Source organism: Niallia sp. FSL K6-0212 (assembly GCF_038007605.1).
Lineage (GTDB): Bacteria > Bacillota > Bacilli > Bacillales > Cytobacillaceae > Niallia > Niallia circulans.
Genome location: NZ_JBBOXL010000001.1, coordinates 4,608,249 through 4,631,021 on the forward strand (window position 1 = coordinate 4,608,249; position 22,773 = coordinate 4,631,021).

General features: G+C 35.9%; 26 protein-coding genes and 1 other annotated feature. All 26 genes read right to left on the reverse strand.

All coding sequences use genetic code 11. The features are described 5' to 3' along the window. Positions 1-13 precede the first annotated feature (13 nt). Positions 14-865, reverse strand: coding sequence for a prephenate dehydratase (gene pheA, locus MHH96_RS22320; RefSeq protein WP_061801222.1), 852 nt, complete (start codon positions 863-865; stop codon positions 14-16). Positions 866-980: 115 nt separating this feature from the next. After that, the gene (locus tag MHH96_RS22325) at positions 981-1,436 is read right to left on the reverse strand and encodes an ACT domain-containing protein (protein WP_047943609.1); all 456 of its coding nucleotides are present in this window, start codon (positions 1,434-1,436) and stop codon (positions 981-983) included. A gap of 180 nt (positions 1,437-1,616) precedes the next feature. Beyond that, positions 1,617-2,906: a GTPase ObgE gene (gene obgE, locus MHH96_RS22330; protein WP_061801223.1), complete on the reverse strand. Its 1,290-nt coding sequence runs from the start codon at positions 2,904-2,906 to the stop codon at positions 1,617-1,619. A gap of 191 nt (positions 2,907-3,097) precedes the next feature. Then, complete coding sequence (locus MHH96_RS22335) at positions 3,098-3,646, reverse strand: Spo0B C-terminal domain-containing protein (protein ID WP_061801224.1); 549 nt, start codon at positions 3,644-3,646, stop codon at positions 3,098-3,100. 489 nt (positions 3,647-4,135) lie between these two features. Continuing rightward, positions 4,136-4,426 (reverse strand): 50S ribosomal protein L27, encoded by a 291-nt coding sequence (gene rpmA / locus MHH96_RS22340; protein ID WP_016201696.1) that lies wholly within the window; start codon positions 4,424-4,426, stop codon positions 4,136-4,138. Positions 4,427-4,443: 17 nt separating this feature from the next. Next, entirely contained in the window at positions 4,444-4,776 is a 333-nt protein-coding gene (locus tag MHH96_RS22345) for a ribosomal-processing cysteine protease Prp (RefSeq protein WP_061801225.1), read from the reverse strand. A gap of 12 nt (positions 4,777-4,788) precedes the next feature. Further along, positions 4,789-5,097, reverse strand: coding sequence for a 50S ribosomal protein L21 (gene rplU, locus MHH96_RS22350; protein WP_016201698.1), 309 nt, complete (start codon positions 5,095-5,097; stop codon positions 4,789-4,791). A gap of 15 nt (positions 5,098-5,112) precedes the next feature. Further along, positions 5,113-5,193 (reverse strand) — a sequence feature (ribosomal protein L21 leader region). Positions 5,194-5,272: 79 nt separating this feature from the next. Further along, positions 5,273-6,706, reverse strand: coding sequence for an Rne/Rng family ribonuclease (locus MHH96_RS22355; RefSeq protein ID WP_144546501.1), 1,434 nt, complete (start codon positions 6,704-6,706; stop codon positions 5,273-5,275). A gap of 146 nt (positions 6,707-6,852) precedes the next feature. Beyond that, the gene (locus tag MHH96_RS22360) at positions 6,853-7,719 is read right to left on the reverse strand and encodes a site-2 protease family protein (RefSeq protein ID WP_144546499.1); all 867 of its coding nucleotides are present in this window, start codon (positions 7,717-7,719) and stop codon (positions 6,853-6,855) included. Further along, positions 7,712-8,482: a M23 family metallopeptidase gene (locus MHH96_RS22365; protein WP_047943603.1), complete on the reverse strand. Its 771-nt coding sequence runs from the start codon at positions 8,480-8,482 to the stop codon at positions 7,712-7,714. Before MHH96_RS22365 ends, MHH96_RS22360 begins: the two co-directional genes overlap by 8 nt. Before the next feature lie 249 nt (positions 8,483-8,731). Beyond that, positions 8,732-9,535: a septum site-determining protein MinD gene (gene minD, locus MHH96_RS22370; protein WP_144546497.1), complete on the reverse strand. Its 804-nt coding sequence runs from the start codon at positions 9,533-9,535 to the stop codon at positions 8,732-8,734. 1 nt (position 9,536) lies between these two features. Next, on the reverse strand, positions 9,537-10,214 hold the full coding sequence (gene minC, locus MHH96_RS22375) for a septum site-determining protein MinC (RefSeq protein WP_047943601.1): 678 nt from the start codon (positions 10,212-10,214) through the stop codon (positions 9,537-9,539). Between the two features lie 599 nt (positions 10,215-10,813). Beyond that, positions 10,814-11,329: a rod shape-determining protein MreD gene (gene mreD, locus MHH96_RS22380; protein WP_047943600.1), complete on the reverse strand. Its 516-nt coding sequence runs from the start codon at positions 11,327-11,329 to the stop codon at positions 10,814-10,816. Beyond that, entirely contained in the window at positions 11,326-12,216 is an 891-nt protein-coding gene (mreC, locus tag MHH96_RS22385; RefSeq protein ID WP_047943599.1) for a rod shape-determining protein MreC, read from the reverse strand. Before mreC ends, mreD begins: the two co-directional genes overlap by 4 nt. 21 nt (positions 12,217-12,237) lie before the next feature. Further along, a complete protein-coding gene (locus MHH96_RS22390; protein WP_047943598.1) occupies positions 12,238-13,260 on the reverse strand; it encodes a rod shape-determining protein in 1,023 nt (340 codons plus the stop codon). 168 nt (positions 13,261-13,428) lie between these two features. Next, a complete protein-coding gene (gene radC / locus MHH96_RS22395; RefSeq protein WP_095322620.1) occupies positions 13,429-14,112 on the reverse strand; it encodes a RadC family protein in 684 nt (227 codons plus the stop codon). A gap of 60 nt (positions 14,113-14,172) precedes the next feature. Then, the gene (locus tag MHH96_RS22400; protein WP_061801229.1) at positions 14,173-14,751 is read right to left on the reverse strand and encodes a Maf family protein; all 579 of its coding nucleotides are present in this window, start codon (positions 14,749-14,751) and stop codon (positions 14,173-14,175) included. Positions 14,752-15,057: 306 nt separating this feature from the next. Beyond that, positions 15,058-16,158: an SPOR domain-containing protein gene (locus MHH96_RS22405; RefSeq protein ID WP_186325703.1), complete on the reverse strand. Its 1,101-nt coding sequence runs from the start codon at positions 16,156-16,158 to the stop codon at positions 15,058-15,060. A 101-nt stretch (positions 16,159-16,259) separates the two neighbouring features. Continuing rightward, positions 16,260-16,715, reverse strand: coding sequence for a type II secretion system protein (locus MHH96_RS22410; RefSeq protein ID WP_251687517.1), 456 nt, complete (start codon positions 16,713-16,715; stop codon positions 16,260-16,262). A 30-nt stretch (positions 16,716-16,745) separates the two neighbouring features. Then, positions 16,746-17,510: a pilus assembly protein PilO gene (locus tag MHH96_RS22415; protein WP_144546487.1), complete on the reverse strand. Its 765-nt coding sequence runs from the start codon at positions 17,508-17,510 to the stop codon at positions 16,746-16,748. Continuing rightward, complete coding sequence (locus MHH96_RS22420) at positions 17,507-18,157, reverse strand: fimbrial assembly protein (protein WP_144546485.1); 651 nt, start codon at positions 18,155-18,157, stop codon at positions 17,507-17,509. The genes MHH96_RS22415 and MHH96_RS22420 overlap by 4 nt, the downstream gene beginning before the upstream one ends. Before the next feature lie 2 nt (positions 18,158-18,159). Further along, positions 18,160-19,152 (reverse strand): type IV pilus biogenesis protein PilM, encoded by a 993-nt coding sequence (pilM, locus tag MHH96_RS22425; protein WP_047943592.1) that lies wholly within the window; start codon positions 19,150-19,152, stop codon positions 18,160-18,162. 67 nt (positions 19,153-19,219) lie between these two features. Further along, positions 19,220-19,966 (reverse strand): prepilin peptidase, encoded by a 747-nt coding sequence (locus MHH96_RS22430; protein WP_144546483.1) that lies wholly within the window; start codon positions 19,964-19,966, stop codon positions 19,220-19,222. A gap of 25 nt (positions 19,967-19,991) precedes the next feature. After that, positions 19,992-20,420, reverse strand: coding sequence for a prepilin-type N-terminal cleavage/methylation domain-containing protein (locus MHH96_RS22435; RefSeq protein WP_095258084.1), 429 nt, complete (start codon positions 20,418-20,420; stop codon positions 19,992-19,994). Between the two features lie 103 nt (positions 20,421-20,523). Continuing rightward, on the reverse strand, positions 20,524-21,729 hold the full coding sequence (locus MHH96_RS22440; RefSeq protein WP_144580359.1) for a type II secretion system F family protein: 1,206 nt from the start codon (positions 21,727-21,729) through the stop codon (positions 20,524-20,526). 2 nt (positions 21,730-21,731) lie between these two features. After that, the gene (locus MHH96_RS22445; RefSeq protein WP_095258083.1) at positions 21,732-22,772 is read right to left on the reverse strand and encodes a type IV pilus twitching motility protein PilT; all 1,041 of its coding nucleotides are present in this window, start codon (positions 22,770-22,772) and stop codon (positions 21,732-21,734) included. Position 22,773: the final 1 nt, after the last annotated feature.

Below are 22,773 nucleotides of genomic sequence, written 5' to 3' on the forward strand. Positions count from 1 at the left end.
ATAGTGGTTCTATCTATTCCGTCATGTAATAAGGATAACTCCCCAGTATCTTTACTTCACAGCCTATTGCCTCTAATTCTGCAATAGCGCCTGGTATTAATACGTCATCCATTTTTCTATCTAAGTCAATAAGAAAGAAATAATTCCCTAATCCAGTTTTTGTTGGCCTTGATTCAATTTTCACTAAGTTTAGTTTTCTCCATGCAAAGGCAGACAATACTTGATGGAGAGCACCAGAACGATCGGCAGGCAAAGTGACCATAAGACTTGTTTTATGACCAACCAGATGACTTGTTGCTGCTGAATAATGTACAGGATTTTTCGATAAAATGAGAAAACGGGTATGATTATTCATTGAATCATGAATATTATGTTTTACAATCTTCAGACCATATTCTTCAGCTGTTAGCAAATTTCCAATAGCTGCCCCGTTGATATGCGGATTTTCTTTAACAAACTGTGCTGCTGCTGCTGTTGACGTCATATACTCACAAGCAATCCCGTTTAATTCTGTATGTAGAAACTTATGGCATTGAGCAATTGCATGGGAATGACTATAGACTACTTCTATTTCTCTCCATTTGTCTTCCCGGAATGGATGAACCATTATATGTTGTTTTATCGGAACCGTCACTTCCCCATGAATAGGTAAAAATACTTCATGGATTAAATAATCTAATGTAATGTTGACCGATCCTTCTAATGTGTTCTCAACCGGAACTAAAGCAACATCCACTTTATCTTCCATCACAGCATCGAGGCAATTGGGAATGGTTAGAAAAGGAACGGATTCCACCCCAGGAAATTGCTGATTTACCGCCATATTTGTAAATGTTGCTTTTGGACCTAAGTAGCCTACTTTCACTTCTTTCTCCTCCAAAAAAATTATTTATTCTGAATTTAACCTTTATAAAAAGAAGATTGACTGAAAAAGCCATCTTCCTAATAACAACAGGATCTCCTTATAAATAAATGACTTTTTATGCGCCCGTACTCAGAACGTCCACTTTCTCCACAAATTCAAGCATACGCAATCGCTCTAACAACATATCAATGGATATTTCCATTTCTGCGGTATTTAACGACAGTGTTACATTGGCTCTTCCTTGCAGTGGAATCGTTTGATGAATTGTCAGTACATTGCATCCAGCAGAAGCAACAACACTTAGCAATTTAGATAAGGTTCCCGATCGATCTTCAATATAAAAGAATAACGTAATCAATCTTTCTTTCACTATTGTGTGGAAAGGAAAGATGGTATCACGATATTTATAAAATGCACTTCGGCTTAAATCTACCTTTTTTACTGCCTCATGGACAGACTCTGCTTTTCCTCTTTCTAAGAGCTCTTTGGCATCTAAGGTTTTGCGCATTGCCTCTGACAGTACATCTTCTCTTACTATAAAAAATTTATGATCTATTTTACTTTGTTTCATCTGCTCACCCCTATAAGGTATAACGGATACTAATTATGTATGATAGAAATAACTCTGGTTTAACAACTAGACTTTTTCGAATTAGTCATTATTTTCTATTTCGTATGAAAAACTGCCCTCTCGTATTATTCAGCTTTGACGAGAGGGAAGATCTTTCATCTTTTTTTAAACCATGTTTTCTTAGTCAATGAATTCAAATTCATATTCCATTAACTTTACAGTATCTCCATCTTTAGCGCCTCGCTGACGTAATGCTTCATCGATGCCCATGCCGCGCATTTGACGAGAGAATCTGCGAACAGACTCATCACGGGAGAAATCTGTCATCTTAAATAGTTTTTCAATACCTTCACCTGAAAGAACAAAGCTGCCATCTGGATCTCTTGTAATATAGAATTGACGCTCATCTACTTCATGTTTATAAACAACGCGGTGAATACCTGCTTCCTCTTCTACTTCCTCTAATGGGAACTCAGGAGTATTCTCTAATTTATCCGCAATCGCAAAAAGAAGTTCTCGCAGACCTGATCTAGTTAAAGCGGACACTGGGAAAATTGGATAGTCCTCCTCCAATTTTTCTTTAAATACTTTTAGGTTTTGTTCTGCATCTGGCATGTCCATTTTATTAGCAACAATAATTTGCGGTCTTTCTAATAAACGCATATTGTATTCCTGCAGCTCGTTATTAATCGTAACATAGTCCTCATATGGGTCTCTGCCTTCAATAGCAGCCATATCAATCACATGGACAATAACTCTTGTACGTTCAATGTGACGAAGAAACTGATGACCTAATCCGATACCCGAATGTGCTCCTTCAATTAGCCCTGGCAAATCAGCCATAACAAAACTTCTATTATCTTCCGTTTCCACCATTCCTAAATTAGGGGCGATTGTTGTAAAATGATAGTCAGCTATTTTAGGTTTCGCAGCAGATACAACAGACAGTAAGGTAGATTTACCAACACTCGGAAATCCTACTAAACCAACATCTGCTAATACCTTTAACTCCAGAGTAACATCTCTTTCCTGACCTGGTTCCCCATTTTCCGATAATTCTGGGGCAGGGTTAGATGGACTTGCAAAACGAGAATTTCCTCTTCCTCCACGGCCGCCACGTGCAATTACAGCTTGTTGGCCATGCTCAGTTAAATCTGCAATAACTTCCTTTGTATTCGCATCGGCAACGATTGTACCCGGCGGAACCTTGACAATCATATCTTTTGCATTGCGACCGTGCTGATTTTTTGACATCCCATGCTCTCCACGTGGTGCTTTGAAATGACGTTGATATCGGAAATCCATTAAAGTACGCAGACCTTCTTCTACTTGGAATATTACATCTGCACCTTTTCCTCCATCTCCACCAGCTGGGCCACCTTTTGGGACAAACTTTTCTCGGCGAAAAGCTACCATACCATTTCCGCCATCTCCGCCCTTCACATAAATCTTAACCTGATCCACAAACATAAATTTATTTCCTCCTATTAAGAAAAACATAAGCAGCTTATTTGTCTAATAGTGAACAAGGATTAATCCTTATGAAAGGAGGGTTGCTCTCCTCACTAGAAGGACCAATTATTTTATTCCTACAAACATTTGCAGCTATTTTTTCTAAAAATCACAATTTCCTTTTATGCTATTCAAACAAGTCCTTCTTATTATTTACCTGTTTGCTCTCTATCCATCCAAACTTCAAATAGGAGCTCGTCCTTGCTCATTTCAATATTTTCCAATTTCAAATAAGAAAAAGGTTGATGAAGAAATTGAAACATGGATTCACTATCTAGCAGCTCTCCGTTAAAATCAACATACAAACGAAATCCTTCCACCATTGAATGAATGGAAATGTATAGATGATTATCTGCAAAGGGTTTGCTATATTGATTTAACGTTTGGAAAAATAAGGTTGTCCATTCGGTAAGTATTTCATCTTCTGTCCCGCGACATTTTTCTTCGGCCAACACTTCATATTCCAATCGAAAATAATAATTTTCCCAGTTTGCAATTAATAATTTTGTAGCAAATTGTGGAATATTTAGATTAGATAACTTAGCTTCTTGTTTTGTCTCTGTAATAATATCATTAATAATTTCTTTTACTCGATCCGGTTTATTTAAATCCAAATTTCCTTTTATCAATTGAATTTTATTTAGCCAATCATGGCGAACATGTCTTAAAAACTCTATCGTATTCCAGTCTTTATTCATTCTTGTACTCCTACAAAGGTTATTAAGTCTTAGAAGACTGTTTTAAGTAAGTATAACAAAAAATGAATCATCAATGAACAAAAACGATATCTCCATCACGGTAACCACTAAATTATATCCACTTGAACTTTAGGTTTTCATAATGAATAAGGACAAAAAATTCCCGTTTCCTAAAAGGTCTATCCAATTTATACACCAAGTTATTTTGGATTGATTTGATAAAGAAATGTTGAAAGCGAAGTGTATGAAGACTGTGGTAATAACAAACTATATACATAAGAGGCAACCTTTATTCTTGATTGCATACGAAAAAGCAATTGATTTCTCTCTTTTTTCAACACTTAGACAAAAAGCCCCTCCTGCTTTTTGTCTAAGTGTTGAAATCATCCTCCACCTAATCTGGTCACAACATACATCTTAATCAAAAAATTTATCCCTTAACAAACAGATAGGCTGACCCTAAACGAGCCAGCCTATCTGATCATTATCTTATGCTTCTTGTGCTACTGGGTATACGCTAACTTGTTTGCGATCACGACCAAGACGCTCAAATTTAACGATTCCGTCAACTTTTGCGAATAGTGTATCATCGCCACCACGACCAACGTTTACTCCTGGATAGATTTTTGTACCGCGTTGACGGTAAAGAATGCTTCCACCAGTTACTAATTGACCATCTGCACGTTTAGCTCCTAAACGTTTAGAAATGGAGTCACGTCCGTTTTTAGTAGAACCTACCCCTTTTTTAGATGCAAAAAACTGAAGATCTAATCTTAACATTTCGTTCCACCTCCTATTTAATTATAAGTGATAGTTACGTATTTTCCATAGTCTCGTTCAATTGTTTCTAAAGAAACAATCATTCCCTCTAAAAGAAGTTGAATTTTATCTCTTGTCTCTCCCGGAACATTTCCAGGAATCGTACAAGAAATAAAACCTCCATCTTTTCCTTGCTTTATAATGGGTGTAATACCAGTAAGAGAAATAACAGCATTAATGCTTCCAAAAGAAACAGCTGATACTCCAGCACACACTATATCATCCCCACTATTCGCAAAAAGAGCATGACCACTTATCGTAAAGGAATGAATGAGACCATCATTCGATTTGTTAATCGTAATTTCGATCATACAAATTCAACCTTAAGCGTTGATCTTTTCGATAACAACTTTAGTGTAAGGTTGACGATGACCTTGTTTTTTATGATAATTTTTCTTCGCTTTGTATTTGAAAACGATGATTTTCTTTTGACGGCCTTGTTTTTCAACTTTAGCTGTAACAGTAGCTCCTTCAACAACTGGACTTCCTACTTTTACATTTTCTCCGCCAACGAAAAGAACTTTATCAAAAGTAACAGTGTCACCAGCTTCACCGTTTAATTTCTCGATGTAGATAGCTTGACCTTCTTCAACTTTGATTTGTTTTCCGCCTGTTTCAATAATTGCGTACATTAAACTGCACCTCCTTAATAGACTAAGACTCGCCAATGACAGGCGTTTTGCAAAAGCAAAAGCTTCATTACCTGCTATGTGCGGTTGTAGAGCACGGGTGCTACAAACAACATTAAAATACTAACATGTTTAAAAGATACTGTCAATCATATTCTATTATTAGCTTTATGGTGAATCATTTAACCATTCGAATAAAATAGTCTGGCTTTGGAAACTCAGCTATTTCCATTTTAATCATAAAGCCTAATACTTCCTCTAATCGTTTTTTATGATTATTTCCTCCACCCATAAATAGAGCATAGACATCTTGTGAGACGATAACTTCCACAAGTTCCATATCCTTATTGCGATATTCCCATAGCTCTCTTTCTAATTGAAAGGCCATACTACTTGCGCTTTTCACCAAGCCTGTGCCTTCGCAAATTACACACTTACTTTGCAGTGTTTCGGATAAGGATTTCATTGTTTTCTTTCGGGTGAGCTGTAATATCCCTAGTGAAGTAAATCCAATTACTTTCGATTGTCTATTATCTGACTGCAATTCCTTCTCTAGGATATCCATCACTTTCTTTTCTTCCTCGCTCTTCATATCAATAAAATCAATTAATATAATACCAGAAAGGTCTCTTAATTTAATTTGCCTTGCAGCTTCCTTTGCAGCAAGCATATTTGTTTGAAAGACCGTTTGCTCTAACTGATGTTTCCCTTCATATTTACCTGTATTTACGTCAATAATAGTTGCAGCCTCTGCCTGATCGACTATCAGATAGCTGCCATTTGGGAGCCAGACAACTCTTTTCAAAGCTTTATCTATTTCCCTTTCAACATGGTAATAAGAAAATAAATCTTCACTACCTTGATAAAACGAAACAGTTAAATGGGGGTACATTGCTTGCCAATTTTTCCGCTCTTCTAGACTATCGACAATGATTTCTCCCTCTTTCATTTGCTTAAAGAGAATATTCAACTGTTTAGTAAATTCATCATTTTCATGGACAAGCATTATTTTCTTTTGTCTAGCTTTTTGTTCCAATCCTTTATATTCCTGCCGTAATGCTTCGAGCTCCAACCTTAATGTTTCTTCTGAACAATAAGCTGCCGTTGTGCGAAAGATTATGCCTTCGTTGTCTGTTTTTATATGACTCCCTATATTTCTTAACTCTTTTTGCGCAGTATGAGAATGAATCTTTTTAGAGACCGCCACATATCGACCATAAGGCATATACACTAAATGCTCTCCACTAATCTCAATTATCCCCGTTATTTTAGCACCCTTTGGGCCCGCAGCATCTTTTATTACTTGAACTAATATTCTTTCTCCTTGTTTTATATAAGAGGAGACACTTATCTTTTTTTTCTCTTCTAAAGTTCCCTCACTCCGCACAAATGAAATCATTTTCTCTCTCGGCAAATAGGCTCCTTTGCCTTCCCCAATTTCTACAAATGCAGCATTCATTCCGGGAATTACCTTTGTCACTTGTCCCAAATAAATATTTCCAACAGTTGTTTTATATTGCGGCTGCTGGACATATATTTTTTCTACTTTCCCATCTATTAGATAAGCAAATCTATTTTCTCTAGTTTTTATATTAACGATTACTTGATTCAATATCATACATCCTCTTTTTCTGGTTATCTTATTATTGTAGCTTAGATGAAATGTTTTAGTAAACTTAAGGACCTATTCTTGGACAAATTTCAAGTATGCTCTAACTAAAGAGCTATCGTCAGTAATCACCGTTTTCTCTATGTATCCTATAAGAAGCAAAGTATTTCTTTTATTTTCGCCGTTACGTTCTTTTCTTTAAAATAAACATGTAATAGCTCATTCTCATCCAGAATCGCATTGTCTTTCCGCGTGGATCTTACAATAATTGGATGTTTACACCCTCGATGAAATCGTTCTAATACATCCAATACCGAATCGTCTTCTTGGACTTCTAGGGGAAGTAACTTTCTTAATTCATTCGATTTTCCATAATATCGTTCCAGTAAAAATCGCATAAACAAAAACCTTCTTTGCTTCCATTCATAATAAATAGAAAAAACTAAAAAACTAATAATAATCCATGCATTTACATTCTGCGGCATCATAATAAGAACCATTAACAGAAAGATTAAGGTTCCAATAATAGAAAAATAAAGTGTATATTTATGAGATTTTGGAAAGGGATTTTTCAAGGAAAATAAAAGAAACATTAATTTGCCACCGTCCAATGGCCAAATTGGAAGTAAATTAAAGAAAAGAATCATAAAATTATATTGGATAAAGGTTTGATACAAAGATTCTGTGAAAATCCCCCACTGCCATAAAAGAAATCCTAATCCAACCAGCCAAATATGCTGGATCGGTCCAGATATAATAACGATTGCCTCTTCTCGCAAAGGGCGATTTCCGTGTTCATCCATTTCCGCTACTCCGCCAAAGGGTAATAAAGATATTTTCTTTATTCTCCACGAAAAAAATGCGGCAGCAAACGCATGACCTAATTCATGAATAAAAATAATCATAAACAATAGGCATAATTCATAAAAATGGGCAGTCATTACCCCAATAGCAATGACAACCCATAATAGTGGATGAATATGAAGATACTTAAAAACACTAAAAAACCTATTCAATTTCCATCACCTGTAGAGGATCAATAAAATCATCATTTTGCTTAATCGCAAAAAAGAATAGACCTAATGTTTCATCTCCTTCATATCTTGAAGCGTTTCCTACTTTTGTTCCTTTTTTTATATTTTCATATAACTTTACATCCACTTCTTCTAAGTTGCCATACCATGATTCACTCTGATCACTATGCTTTATAACGACTGTTTTTCCAAAGCCTTCTTTCTCGCCAATAAAGGTAATTTGTCCCTCATTAAAAGATTGTACTGTTGTATCTACTCCAGTTTCTATCGCAATCCGTTGTCCGTTTTTCTGAAATTCTTCTAATACCTTACCAGAAGCAGATAAAGCGTATTGCTGCAATCGCTCTGTATCTTGTTCTTTTCCTTTTTGTTCTGGTAAAAAAGCTAATGGTTTTCCGAATTTCTCTTCATACCAATCTGCAACAACCATAAAATTAAATTCTGTCGACATTGCTTGTCTAATCGTATTTTCGACTTTTCCTAATCTTGTGGACGGATGGTCTACAATGATGGCAACAGCAAGAAAAAGAATAGCAGCTCCTAAAATTTTTAACATAAATAAATCTTTTCGAAATAAAGGGTGAATTTTAGGAGGGTAATTTTCCTCTTTTGATGAAAATGTATAGTCGAAGGTATCTTCTTCATCAGACCAAAGTACTCGGTTATCAATATTCTTTTCTATTCTCGCTCGTTCTTTTCTTCTTCTTTCGATTTTTTTTCTAACCTCATCATTTCTTGACCCCATATACTCCTCTCCCCTTACATACTTGTCCTCTTTACCCTATATTTATGTTAAGGAGCTATAAGTTATGCCACTAATAAAAGGGGAATAAAAGAATGGTACTGATTTAAAAAACCCTGTAAAGAAATAAATTGATTACGCATGAATCAATTTATCTCTTTACAGGGCCAGCTATTACGATTATCGCTTATCAACAGATAGTTGTTTCGCAACCGACTTATTTAAACATGTATAAATTTACTATCTTTATACTTATTTAGCACCAAAGAACGTCTTAATTTTTGCAAGCACGCCTTTGGATTCTTCTTCTAATTGCTGCAAAGGAACCGTTTCTCCTAAAATTCTTCTTGCGATATTTCGGTAGGCAATCGCAGATTTACTATTTGGGTTTAAAGCAATCGGCTCCCCGTTGTTAGAAGCTCTTATAACCGCATCATCATCTGCAACAATTCCTAATAAATCAATGGAGAGATGGCTGGTTACTTCATCAATATCTAACATATCGCCATTTTTTACCATATGATTTCTAATTCTATTGATAACAAGCATTGGAGGTTCCATCTGCTCTTCTTTTTCCAATAATCCAATTACTCTATCAGCATCTCTAACAGAAGATACTTCAGGAGTCGTAACCACAATGGCTTTATCCGCGCCAGCGACTGCATTTTGATACCCCTGTTCAATTCCTGCAGGACAATCAATGATGATATAATCATAATCTTGCTTTAAGCGGAGAACTAATTCTCTCATTTGATTTGGTCGTACAGCCGTTTTATCACTTGTTTGCGCAGCAGGTAATAAATATAATAGATCATCAAAACGTTTATCTTTCACAAGCGCTTGATGAATTTTACATCTTTCCTCCACCACATCTACTAAATCATAAATGATACGATTTTCTAATCCCATCACGACATCAAGATTTCGCAAGCCAATATCTGTATCTATTAAACAAACTTTTTTCCCTTGTAACGCAAGTGCTGTTCCAATGTTTGCAGAAGTGGTCGTTTTTCCAACTCCACCTTTACCTGATGTTATAACAATTGCCTCTCCCATCTTAATATCCTCCTTCCAATTTCAGCAAATTCGGTCTTAAATGTGGTAGTACTTGTAATCTATCAATCTTAATGACATTGTCATTCACATACGCACATTCCATTTCTCTTGTTTTTTCAGATAAGGTATTTCCAACCTCTCTCTCAATAAAACGACTAATCCGAATTTGTGTCGGTTTCATAACGGATGCAGCAATGACCGCGTCATCCTTCCCATTATATCCAGCATGAGCTATTCCTTTTAACTGTCCCATAATATAGATGTTGCCGCCGGCGATTACCTTTCCACCTGGATTCACATCTCCAATTAATAATAAATCACCGGGCACCTCTAAAACTTGACCAGAGCGCACAATACTGGTTATCGATTTCAATTCATTTTGTTTTAGCCAGTTCTCCGCTTCTTTCTTTGTCACTAAATTACTATTAATCGATTGAACAGTTAGGTTTTGTTTTTCCTGAATGAGATGAACAATGGTTTCTTTTTGTTCATCTGTTACATATCTATTTCCAAGCTCTACTGTCACTTTTATGTCTCGATTTTCATTATGTAGACTGGAGCTCTCATTCAATTTATACTGTAATTCCTTTAGTAAATCCTCGTACGAACAATTATCATATAGATGCAAACCCAGCCCATTTTTTGTTCCTTTAATTGTTACTAGTTGCCTTTTTTTCATTTCAAGTTGTTCACCTCTGTAAGAAAAGCGTAAGCGTCTCTTTATCCTGCACGGACCTATGGACATAATACATCTATTTTATCAAACAATACTAATAGTCTATCGTTCCTTAGATATAAGACGCAAATGCTCGGATATCGTTATACTTATAAATCTCACTTTGCATAAAAAAGCGCAAACATCCTTATCAAATAAAGAAGGGTTATCGATTCTAAATAAGTATCATGCTGCCTATTAGATGATACTTGTTTCCTAATCGATCCAACAATTTCATTTGATAGATGGTTGGCACTTTAACTTAAAGCATTTACTGCTTTTCATAAATGCTGTTTCAACATGCAAAAATAATGTTTTACTTCTCCGTTCACTTTTTAAACAAGTGTCTTTCATCAACACTATGATATAAGAGTAAGGACTTTAGACCTTTATTTCTAATTCCTTTTTATATCATTCGACAAACGCTTTTAAAATTCCTTTTCGAGCTAAATATATTTCTTCTCAAAAAGAACAAAAGACAAATAGTCACTAATCAAATAAATTTCAGATTGTTGACAACTTAATGTCCAATCTGAAATTTATTATCATGCATTCTAACTATATCATTCTTTTAACTCTGCTGCATACTTCTCAAATAAACGTTTATAAGGATAAGCGACAATGATGATAAAAATAAGATTTAATCCTAAAGACGGCAGAAGCCGTAAATGAAGGAAACTCGCAAAATCAATCGTTGTCAAATTTATCACTTTTATCATTTGATACACAATCATTTCCAGTGCCGAAACAGCGAGTAAATTCATCACAGATACAACAACAATATTACTATGAAAAATTTTCATCAATTTATTAAAAATATAAATGATAAAAGGGAAAGTAAAAAAATAGATACCTAAAATTTCTGTATAAACAATATCAAAAAGCAGCCCAAAAACAAAGCCATATATGACACCAACATTTCTATTACCATAAACAGAAAAGAAAAGGATAGTAATGAGCAAAAAGTATGGGACAAAAATCCAATTTTTACCAAAAGGATCTGTAGGGAGCAACTCAAGAAAAACACTCTCAAAAATAAACATAAAGGAAATTAAACAGCCAATTAAAACTTTTCTCATTGGTCTTCCTCTTTAGGAGATAATGCTGCCCTGTCTACCACCATCACATGCTCAATATCATAGAAGTCCGCTGCCGGCTTAATATATACTTTTTTCTGCAGTCCATTTTCATCTGGCTCTACTTTATCAACTGTACCAATAGCTAACCCTTTTGGAAAGACCCCACCCATTCCTGAGGTTGTAACAAGCTGACCTTTTTTCACTTTCAACCCATTAGGAGCTTCTTCCCAAGTCATAATTAATTGCTTTGTTTCTTTATCATAATCAGCAATAATCCCAAAAACTTCGGATTTTTCTTTCTTCTTTTTATCATCCTCTTTTGACTGAATAAAAGCAGAAATGCGATTAGCTGGATCTTCAGAACTAAGCAGCTGTACAGTTGCAGTATTAGGTGCTACTGACTTTATTTTCCCTATTAATCCAGCAGAAGTGATAACAGCCATATTTTTCTCTACGCCGTCATTTTCTCCTCGATTGATGGTAACTAGTTCTGTCCATTGAGAAGGATTTCTCCGAATTACCGTTGCTTTCATAATTGTATAGTCACTTAATGACTCTTTTTCTTCCAACGTTTCCTGTAATGACTGTACATCTTTTTTGAGACCTTGAACCTGATATTTAAGCTGAGCATTTTCCTCTAGCTTTGCCTTTAATTCTTTATTCTCTTTATATGTATCTTGCAAGGATTGGACATTATCAACAAAACCCACCACATATTGGGCAGGTCTAGATACAAGGGTTTGAACCCAGCCGGTAGTGTCCTTTACGAATTGTTCCGGCCAGGTTAGTTTATTTCGATTACTTAATGAAAACCCTATTAATGCCACGAGAATAATGATGCTAACAAGCAAAATAATCAAGCGTTTATTCATAAAAAACTGTGGCATGCTTCTACACCTCTACTAAAATTATCGTGAATCTTTTGCTTTATTTTTGAATAAATGAATATGGTCTAAAGCTTTACCAGTTCCGATAGCTACACAATCCAATGGATCTTCTGCTATAACAACAGGCATTTTTGTCTCTTCACTGATAACTTTATCAAGATTACGAAGCAATGCTCCACCACCTGTTAGAACAATACCACGATCCATAATATCTGCAGCTAGTTCTGGAGGCGTTTTTTCTAATGTTACTTTGACTGCATCAACAATTGCAGCAACTGTATCTTTTAACGCTTTTGAAATTTCATCTGCAGTAATTTTGATTGTTTTTGGAAGACCAGTTAATAAGTCTCTTCCGCGAATATCCATGTTTTCAATTTGATCTGGATTTCCAGCACTGCCAATTTCCACTTTAATGCTTTCAGAAGTTCTTTCTCCAATCATCAAATTATACGTTTTACGAATATAATTAACAATTGCGTCATCCATCTCATCACCAGCAATCCGAATAGATTGACTAGTAACAATTCCACCAAGGGAAATAATAGCTACCTCTGTTGTACCACCACCGATATCAACAACCATACTACCAGTTGGCTCCCATACAGGAAGATTAGCACCAATAGCAGCAGCAAAAGGCTCTTCAATCGTATAGGCATCTCTCGCACCAGCTTGACGTGTTGCATCAATTACCGCTCTTTCTTCTACAGCTGTAATGCCTGATGGTACACAAACCATTACATACGGTTTGCCAGAAAAATAGCCCTTATTCTTTGTTGCTTGCTTAATGTAGTATTTCATCATCGTTGCTGTTGTTTCATAATCTGCAATTACACCATCCTTCATCGGACGAAGTGCAACAACATTTCCTGGTGTTCTACCAATCATATTCTTCGCATCGTTACCAACCGCTACAATGCTCTTTGTATCAGTTTGTAGTGCGACAACTGACGGTTCTCTTAGTACTATTCCTTTGCCTTTTACATAAACTAGCGTATTCGCTGTTCCTAAATCAATTCCAAGATCTCTTGTTCCAAAACCTAACATAAATGTATCTCCCTTTCTGAAACTAATGCAATATTATAAAGTAGGTAGATGTTCTCCTCTTTGTAATTTCCTTTAATTGTTACTTATCTATATTTTGTCATGTTTAGACATAAATAGCCAAAAAATCATAAATTATATTATAGCTTATTTCTACAAAAAAGAACAGTATCATACATACCCTTTTTCTTTTAAGCTGATAAATTTATTTTCCCCAATTATGATATGATCTAGCAGATCAATCCCAATTATTTTTCCGCATTCCACTAATCTTTTTGTCACTTCAATATCCTCTCTGCTGGGGGACGGATCGCCGGATGGATGATTGTGGAGACAAATGATAGAAGCTGCAGATCTTCTAAATGCTTCTTTGTATACTTCTCTTGGGTGGACGATACTAGCATTTAAACTACCAATAAAAACGACTTGCTTATGCATAACTTGATTCTTGGTGTTTAAATATAAACAGACGAAATGCTCCTGAGTTAGAAATCTCATTTCATTCATCATATATTTGGCAGCATCCTCTGGTGACCGAATACAATATCGATCGGTAAATTCTAAATTGGAAACGCGCCGCCCCAATTCAATTGCTGCCATCAATTGAATTGCTTTTGCCGTTCCAATTCCTTTCATTTCTTTTAACTCATCAAGACTTGCATCCTTCAACAAGCGAAGTCCATCAAAATGGACTAAAAGTTTGTTCGCTAATGTTAATACGGATTCATTTTTGGAACCTGTTTGAATCAAGATAGCAAGCAGCTCATGATTTGCTAAACTTTCTGGTCCCTGTTTCACAAAACGTTCTCTTGGTCGTTCATCATTCGGAAAATCTCTTATTAATAGCGAATCCATTCTTTCTAAGTTCCTCCCTATCATTGGTTTTTGGGAAGAAAAGAATAAGGGACCTTTGATTTATTTAGGCATATTGAAGCCTTTCGCTTTCAATTCGCGTACCGTTCGAGAAATCGGAAGACCGACTACGGTGAAATAATCTCCTTTTATTTCTTTTACGAGCGTTCTGCCTACTCCTTGAATTCCATACGCACCTGCTTTATCAAATGGTTCCCCGGTGTCTAAGTAATCGTGTATTTCATCATCTGTTAATTCCCAAAATAACACGTCTGTTTTTTCATAAAAAGTGGAACATATTCCATTTGCCATAATGGCGACACCAGTGTAGACAGAATGCGTTTTGCCAGAAAGTTCCCTTAACATGCGAAACGCCTCTTCAGGCGAAGCAGGCTTGCCTAATATCGCACCATTAAGATATACTACCGTATCAGCACCTAATATAAATGGATACTGTTCATCGGCATAAATTGCTTCAACCTTTCGTCTCGCTAATTCCATGACAATTTCATTAGGAGAAATAGAAGGATTGAAACTTTCATCTACATTACTACTGGATATTACAAATGGTATTTGGAGTTCTTCAAGGAGCTCTTTTCGTCGAGGAGAAGAAGAGGCCAATATGAGGGTTTGCTTTAACATGATAACACCTACCTACTATTTCAAATTGTGAGATACAGATTAATCCTATCAAAGAATTCGCCGATACACAATTTTGAAACGGAAATTTTTATATAATAGTAAATAAAATGTAATATGACGAAATTTGTAGAAATATTTATACAATTAATATAAAAGATATTTTTGCCTTTTAAGTTGTATTTAGACAGATAATCTTTACTCTAGTTAATAGTTCGAAGCTGTATGGGTGTGGTAGCATTCCCCCATAAACTCCTCTACAAAAAGAAAGGAGCCACCGCTTAATAGACGATGTGCTCCCCTACTCCCTTATAGTGAGACATATACAGCTAAGTAGTCTAGCAATTTCTGGTGAATTTCCGCTATTTCGTTCTCGCTGCTCTTTTCTTTTAATTTTATGGTAAGCTCACCACCTTCGGAAAGATAGGCTGCCATTTTTTTAACTTTTTCATTGGCCAACTTGGCTGTTTTTTTCTCTTCTACAAGAGAGAGTGCCTTCTCTAACTTATTTTTATCCTCCGTTGCAATAGAGTGATTAAATTGAACACTTGTTACCATTTCCAGAATGGCAGAATAGATAGCGGACGATCCTTCAATAACCTCCTTCTCTTCTTTCGATACATTTTTCACTTCATTTCCACTAAATACCATCTCTTTTGCATAAGTATCTTTTACTTGTTTCTGCCATGCTTTCGCATCCTCCAAATTACTCACAACACCAACTAGTAGAAACTGCTGCTTATCTATGGGAAGAATTTGACTCTTCTTCCCTGCATCTGTCAGCTTCTGCTGCTCGCTTTTCGCACGCTCTTCATTAGAGAAAACTCCCTTTTGAAGGACATATGTAGTAATATCCGGTTTGGTTGCACTTTCTGTTACCGACACGGCTTGTCCACCTTTAGTTGTATTGGAAGAATCATTGGCCGAAGCTGTTATTTTTCCATTTGTAGTGCTGCTTTGATCATTGTTTACCATGTTTAATAAAATAAATCCAAAGCTAGTGCCTAAGATGACAGCAAAAAAAACAGCAAAGAAAATAGAGGCAATTACTTCCTTTGGCAACCGCTTTTTCTTTCCCTCTTTCTCCTTTTTGCCTTTTGTTAATGGCTGCTTGTCCTTTTTATTTACAGACGATTGAAAGCTAAACATACTTTTTTCTTTATTTTTTGCTGGAATTTCCTCTGGTGCGGGCAAAATCCAATCAAAACTTTCCTCAAATTCAGCTTCTTGTCCAGCCGCAGACTCTTCTCTAAAAATATCCTGTTTTTTCCCTTCGCTCTTTTGGTCCTTATAAAAAACAGAAGGTTCACTCCGCTCTACTGTGTCCTCATTGTCCTTATTTTGGAATGGACGGTCTTTTCCGTTGATCTTAATCGTTATCGTTTTGCGATTCTCCGGTTTTTCATTCACTCGTCCTACCCCCATTTCCATTTATTTCGTTTATCCTATCATACAAGCAAAAAAAAATAACAAGACTTTTGTCGTCTTGTTATAGAATGATTTCGTCAAATTCAGTTGTTGTTAGACACAATTTGACTTGGAGAAAGATCCTTATATTGTATTGCTTGATCTACTCCCTCTTCTTCTGTACAAAGCTTTCGATTTTCCCCTTTTAAACAAACAGCAATCGCTATGTTATTTTGAAGGGTTACATAGCTTTTATCTGATGGAACTAACTCTCGGTCTGTATCTGGATCATTAAACGTTCCCATATACCCATTTTCAACAAGTTCAAAGTAAGTGATTCTTTCCTTTGCACCTGCTCCACTAGTTGTCGCTTCTTTAATATAAAAATCAGCAGCTTCCTTCATATTCCATGCGTTTGCGATAAAAGCTCGATCGCGCATTTCTCCTATTACTTTTAAGACAGAGGGAATCGCTATTGCGGCTATTATTCCGAGTACGACAATTACAGCAAGCAATTCCATTAAGGTAAATCCCTTATTATTTAGTCTAGTTATTAGCATCGCTAGACCCACCTTCTTTTTTCACTTCCTCTATTGATCTTTACTATTTTCTAATGTTCCAGTATTAAAAGGGTTCTTTCTTTCAGATACCTTTGGTGTATCCAATTGTGGAAGATCCTCTATTAAATCATTTAAAGTAGGATAATAATATACAGACACCGTTAATTCAAAATCTATTTGTTGATCACTTTCTTCAACGGCGATGATTTCTTTTGGTCCAGTAATATTTAAAGAATCAACGGTCATAATACGCTGAGAGGATTCTATTTTTTCTAAAAATTTTTCTAGTTCAAAATAAGTAGATGCTTCTCCTAGCATATTGATTGTTGTTTGATGGATTCCATTTGGGAGGACGATTTCTTCTGTATTTTTCTTTTCATCTGCTTCCCTATTTTCTTCCTTATTTGCATCATCGATTGCTTTATCTGCTGTAGTAACTTCTCCATTTGCAACCTCTTCATCAGCGTTGGATCCATTCACACTTATTTCTAATATATTCGTATCAGAAATAATTTCTGCTTTTTCTATTTCAAGGAGTGCCTGTTCCAATAACCGTTTAACCGGTATCTTTTTCTGCAACTCGATAGTATTCGAACTTGTTTCTGAACCAGTCGACTTTAGTTTGGATTGCAAAATATCCGCTTGCTGCTCGGTCATTTGCAGCTCCATTTTTTTCATGTTCAGCTCATTGGTTAAAGGCATTAAATAGCAATAATAACTATATATCGCTCCTAAGGCTAGGAGAATAATGCTAAATGCAAACCATACCATTTGCTTATGATCGCTTAATCTCATGGGGAATCCTCCCCTTTTTCATTTTCGTCTTTTTGCTTTTCGGTTTCATCTCGCAGCTTTGCTTTATTTAGGACAAATTCGTAACTTGCAAAATAGCGAGGTTCCACTTCTGATTGCTTTAAATTATCAATCGCTTGATCTACTTGATCGCTAATTTTATTTTCAAGTGCATCGGTTGATTTTCCTTCCGTTAAAAGCGCATCGTCTATCCAGCTAATTTCAAGCAAAGAATTTAAATAATAGGCTGCATCACTTTTAGTATCAAACTGGACAATCATGTTTGTCTTATAATCATCAGATACCTTTAATTCCTGAATAAAGCCTCTTTCCGGCAAATTCTTTGTTAATTCCTGCAGAAATAGAACATAATCCACTGAGTGATTATTCGCCCACTTGATTGCTGATTCAAGGCTTTGGACAGACTCTGAACTTTTGTAGCTCTCTAACCTCTGATTGTATGTATCAATCAGATTGGTTGTCATTTTTAACGAATTTTCTGTTGCCGCTAATTCAGCTTTTTTAGTCATATACTGCCAGATAAATAAGCCTATTAATAAAAAAGTAATCAAGAAAGCTAGGATCACCCAAAGCAATTGCGACTTTCTCTTTCGTTCTTTTTTAGGAAGGAGGTTAATTTCTACTAACATTTTTACACCTCTTTTAATCCTAAACCAATGTTTAAAAGGAAACTTGATGGTATAGGCTTATTAGAATCTGATTGGTTCACTTTTAATTCAAGAACAGGAATCTCAAAACGATTCACCATATTTTCAATAATGGCAGAAAGCCATGGATGATCTCCTGTTACTACTAATTTTGTTACTAGTTTGTCGCCCTTATTTAAAGTATATCGATAGAAGCTCATCACTTTTTCTAATTCTTTATAAACATCCTCAAGACCATTCCAAACTTCAGCATGATCACCTGTAAATGTCAGCTTTTCTTGCTGTGATGACTTCTCTGTCGTAACGGTCCAGTGGTCTTCCTCCATTTCTTGTAATAAATGTCTCATCAATAAAGGATAATGTTCTTCAAAAATACTTGCGTTCACTGTTTTAATATCAATTTCAACTAACATGATAATATCATTGTCTTCGACTTTTTCAGAGCGATAGAAATAGCGATACAGAGCTAATGCGGATACATCTGCAGATTGCGGCGATAATTTCGCCTCTTCTAGTAAATCTGCATATTGGGCAACACTTTCTTCTGGTGAAGCAAATAATATAATTTGCTGCTTATTCTTTTCTTTTCCTTTCAATAGATAATAATCAAATACAGGATCCTCGAATGGCAAATGAATCGATGTTCCGAGTTCCATATACAAGTACCCTTTAATTTCATCTTCGCTTACATCTTCAGGAATAGGGAGCTTTCGAATGACAACAGAGGAGTCAGGAACTAGAAAACGAACTTGTTTTTTTGATAGTTTCCATTCATCCACACATTCTTCTAGAATCCATAAAAAATTCTCGACATCCTGAATCACTCCATCATGAATTAATCCAGGCGGCAAATAGCGTTCTCCAAAATTTTGCACTACAACATCTTGGGAATTCTTTATTTCCACAAATCGAATTACATGATCCTTTATGGTTAAGTTAACTACTTTATTTTTTCCAAAATTAAAATTTAATGCCATATTGAAAACTCCTTATTGTTACTAGATGGAGGAAGAAAGATTGCTCCCCAAAAAAGGCATCAGCCATTTAATGAAAAATACTTAAATACCATTGAATAATTTGATTACCAAAATAATAGGTTATGAGAGTTCCTAAGGCTATGTACGGACCGAAAGGAATTGGTTGTTTCTTTTTTGATTTACCAATAGCCATTCCGACAATGCCTCCAATTGTCCCCAGAAAGGTAGAAAGAAAAAAGGAGACAAGAACTAGCTTAGCCCCTAAAACCAAGCCAATTACTGCAAAAAGCTTAATATCTCCTCCCCCCATTCCTCCTTTTGATACAATCGCAATAACTAGAAGAAGCGTAAAACCAACCGCTGCCCCCAGCAAGGAACTCCACCAGGGATGCAAAGGGAGAAAGAATCGTTCGATTATAAAAACAATCGAAAAAAACAGCAGTACTTTATCTGGGATAATCATATATTTCAAATCAGAAACAGTAATAATGATAAATAAAGAAATCAGTGTCCAGGATACAAACAGCTCAGAACTCCAGCCAAGCAGAAGCGGACTAACGACAAAGAGAAGACCAGTCATAAGCTCGAATATAGGATAGAAGGGGGAAATCGATGCTTTACAGCATTTTGATTTCCCCCTTAATAATACATAGCTTAAAACTGGTACAAGTTCCATCACTGATAACGTGCGCCCGCAGCTTGAACAATGAGATCTCGGCCTAACAATCGATTCATTTAATGGCACCCTTAAGCCTACTACATTGTAGAACGAGCCTAGGGTTATGCCGTATAGGAAGATTAGTAGGTAGATCACTTTAACACCTTCACTTTAAACTTATTTACTTAATTTCTATTTGACCTTTCTTTGCATTATTAATTTTTTCAATTGTAGCATTGGTAAATGTAATATTTATTTTTCCTGCCTCAACATTAGTAGCGTTCAAACCAAAAGTTGTCCCGCCTTCTCCTACTGTAACAGTATACTTATCAAATTTCTCTAAATTTACACCACTAACATAACTTGAGAGCTCCTCATCATTAATAGTACCGCCTTTTGCCATATCATTACCCGCAACATAGTTTTTAGCTGCATTAAGGATTGTAATCGCATCAGCCTTAACCGCATCTTCTTTTGATTTTTGAATTATTCCTGAAATACTAGGAATCGCAATCGCTGCAATAATCCCCAAAATAACAATAACTGCTAATAACTCGATAAGTGTTAACCCTTTTTCATTTTTGATTCGTTGCTTAATTAATTGACGCATATATCTTTCTCCTTAAAATTGGTATATTTTGTTTTAAATCCATTACTATTATACTAGATTATGTGTTTTTATTATATCTTTTTTTAATAGAATCGGCTAAAAATTATTGGACATGGTTAAAAATCTCAAACATTGGTATTAGGATAGATGACACGATTGTCCCAACAATGCTTGCAAGAAAAACAATCATAATAGGTTCAATCAAGGACTTTAGTCGATCAGTTGCTGTATCGACTTCTTTTTCATAGAAGTCAGCTACCTTTGCAAGCATTTCATCTAATGATCCTGTTTCTTCCCCTATTGCTATCATCTGCGTCACAAGTGGTGGAAACACCCAATGGGCTTTCATTGGCACAGTTAATGACTGACCTTGTTCAAGCGCACCTCTTGATTGAACAAGGACTTTGGCCATTACTTCATTTTCAATAACTCTTTCGACTATCGAAATAGCCTGTAAAATGGGAACAGAGCTTGAAAATAGTGAACTAAGTGTGCGTGTCATTCTCGCAATCGCTGCTTTCTGCAGAATTTTTCCGAAAATCGGCACTCTTAATAGAAAATAATCGAGATAAAACTTCGCTGCTTTATTATTTCGTATAACCATGATAGCAATAATAAATGCAATCAACAGCAAAGATACAAGCCACCAAAATTTTTGCATAAAGCTGCTTGCCGATAGAACAAATTGTGTAATGGCGGGTAACTCACTATCAAAATCAGCAAACATATCCACAAACGTTGGTACAACACTCACCAATAAAAATATAACAACTATAAAAGCAATAATCGCAATCGCTATAGGATAAGTTAGGGCTGAAATAATTTTTTGCTTTGTGTAATGCTGTTTTTCAAAATGATTAGCTAATCTTTCTAAAGTCTCATCCATACTCCCTGTAGCTTCTCCAGCACGAATCATATTTACAAACATACTGGAGAAAACCTTTCTATGCTTCGCTGCTGCTGATGATAAAGGATTCCCATCCTTTAAATCTTGTTCTACCACTAGTAAAGCCTTACGCAATGCCTTACTTTCTGTTTGCTCAGCAAGTATCGCAGTTGCATCCACTACTGATATCCCTGCTTTTATCAGGGTAGCGAACTGGCGTAAATAAATGACAAAGTCTTGTAGCTTTACAGGACTGCCAAATGTGATTTCCTTTGTTAAAAGAGTTTCAGGAACTTCATTTATTTCTGTTATCTTAATCCCTTTCTCTTTTAACTGCACCATCGCTTCTCTTTTGGATGAAGCTGTTATTATCCCTTTTTTTGTTCCTTTTCGGTCTCTTCCCGTATATTTATAGCGAGCCATATTTATTGCTCCTTTTCTTGTAGATAAGGAAGTGCAGCCTCTCTTAAAACAGCACCAGCATGAACTAATTCTTTTACATTGCTTTCCAATGTATGCATTCCAGCTGCTTTGGAGGTTTGCATAATATTTAAAATCTGATGGATTTTTTCATTACGAATCAAATTGGCTACAGCTGAATTGTTCACAAGAATCTCTGTTGCTGAAACCCTTCCCGATTTATCTGGGGTTGGGAATAGTCGTTGGGCTACAATGCCTACTAAAACAGAAGCCAGCTGGATTCGAATTTGATCCTGCTGTGCGGGCGGAAAAACGTCAATAATTCGGTTAATGGTTGCTGGAGCGCTTGATGTATGTAGTGTTCCTAGTACTAAATGACCTGTTTCCGCTGCTGTAATGGCTGTTTGAATTGTTTCTAAATCACGCATTTCCCCAACAAGAATCACATCCGGATCTTGGCGCAAAGAAGCTCGCAAGCCATTAGCAAAATTATTGGTATCAAATCCAACCTCCCGCTGATCAATAATACACTTTCCATGCTTATGCAAATACTCAATCGGATCCTCCAATGTGATAATATGCTTGCGCATAGTTTCGTTCATATAGGCAATCATCGCCGCTAAGGTCGTTGACTTGCCACTGCCTGTTGGTCCTGTAATTAAAATAAGACCCTGAGGCCTTTCAGCAAATTTCTTTATAATAGCAGGAAGCTTTAAATCATCTAGACTAGGGATCGATGTTGGTACAACTCGAATAGCTAATGCAATGCATGCTCTTTGCTTATATACATTAACCCTAAATCTGGATACTCCTTTTAAACTGTATGAGAAATCAAGTTCACCACGAGCTTGGAATACTTCCCATAACTTCTCAGGAATCATTGTTCTTGCCATTATCTCAGTATCATTTGGTTCTAAATTATTTTTCCCATACCGCTTTAAATCTCCATTTATTCTCATAACAGGAGGAACACCAACTGTAAGATGAATATCAGAAGCTTTTAATTCAAAGCCTACTCTCAATAAGTAATCAATACTATGGTTCAAT

What these genes read in the sequence shown, in the direction of transcription:
- rplU (WP_016201698.1), bottom strand. Translation starts at nt 5,097, where the DNA reads ATGTACGCAATTATTGAAACAGGCGGAAAACAAATCAAAGTTGAAGAA.
- rpmA (WP_016201696.1), bottom strand. Translation starts at nt 4,426, where the DNA reads ATGTTAAGATTAGATCTTCAGTTTTTTGCATCTAAAAAAGGGGTAGGT.
- minD (WP_144546497.1), bottom strand. Translation starts at nt 9,535, where the DNA reads ATGGGAGAGGCAATTGTTATAACATCAGGTAAAGGTGGAGTTGGAAAA.
- MHH96_RS22440 (WP_144580359.1), bottom strand. Translation starts at nt 21,729, where the DNA reads ATGGCTCGCTATAAATATACGGGAAGAGACCGAAAAGGAACAAAAAAA.
- MHH96_RS22345 (WP_061801225.1), bottom strand. Translation starts at nt 4,776, where the DNA reads ATGATCGAAATTACGATTAACAAATCGAATGATGGTCTCATTCATTCC.
- MHH96_RS22400 (WP_061801229.1), bottom strand. Translation starts at nt 14,751, where the DNA reads ATGTTAAAGCAAACCCTCATATTGGCCTCTTCTTCTCCTCGACGAAAA.
- MHH96_RS22415 (WP_144546487.1), bottom strand. Translation starts at nt 17,510, where the DNA reads ATGAGATTAAGCGATCATAAGCAAATGGTATGGTTTGCATTTAGCATT.
- MHH96_RS22335 (WP_061801224.1), bottom strand. Translation starts at nt 3,646, where the DNA reads ATGAATAAAGACTGGAATACGATAGAGTTTTTAAGACATGTTCGCCAT.
- MHH96_RS22325 (WP_047943609.1), bottom strand. Translation starts at nt 1,436, where the DNA reads ATGAAACAAAGTAAAATAGATCATAAATTTTTTATAGTAAGAGAAGAT.
- MHH96_RS22410 (WP_251687517.1), bottom strand. Translation starts at nt 16,715, where the DNA reads ATGCTAATAACTAGACTAAATAATAAGGGATTTACCTTAATGGAATTG.
- MHH96_RS22435 (WP_095258084.1), bottom strand. Translation starts at nt 20,420, where the DNA reads ATGCGTCAATTAATTAAGCAACGAATCAAAAATGAAAAAGGGTTAACA.
- MHH96_RS22420 (WP_144546485.1), bottom strand. Translation starts at nt 18,157, where the DNA reads ATGTTAGTAGAAATTAACCTCCTTCCTAAAAAAGAACGAAAGAGAAAG.
- minC (WP_047943601.1), bottom strand. Translation starts at nt 10,214, where the DNA reads ATGAAAAAAAGGCAACTAGTAACAATTAAAGGAACAAAAAATGGGCTG.
- MHH96_RS22365 (WP_047943603.1), bottom strand. Translation starts at nt 8,482, where the DNA reads ATGGGGTCAAGAAATGATGAGGTTAGAAAAAAAATCGAAAGAAGAAGA.
- mreC (WP_047943599.1), bottom strand. Translation starts at nt 12,216, where the DNA reads ATGCCACAGTTTTTTATGAATAAACGCTTGATTATTTTGCTTGTTAGC.
- obgE (WP_061801223.1), bottom strand. Translation starts at nt 2,906, where the DNA reads ATGTTTGTGGATCAGGTTAAGATTTATGTGAAGGGCGGAGATGGCGGA.
- pilM (WP_047943592.1), bottom strand. Translation starts at nt 19,152, where the DNA reads ATGGCATTAAATTTTAATTTTGGAAAAAATAAAGTAGTTAACTTAACC.
- radC (WP_095322620.1), bottom strand. Translation starts at nt 14,112, where the DNA reads ATGGATTCGCTATTAATAAGAGATTTTCCGAATGATGAACGACCAAGA.
- MHH96_RS22390 (WP_047943598.1), bottom strand. Translation starts at nt 13,260, where the DNA reads ATGTTAGGTTTTGGAACAAGAGATCTTGGAATTGATTTAGGAACAGCG.
- mreD (WP_047943600.1), bottom strand. Translation starts at nt 11,329, where the DNA reads ATGAGAAAAGTTTTAATTGGCTGTTTAATTTCCTTTATGTTTATTTTT.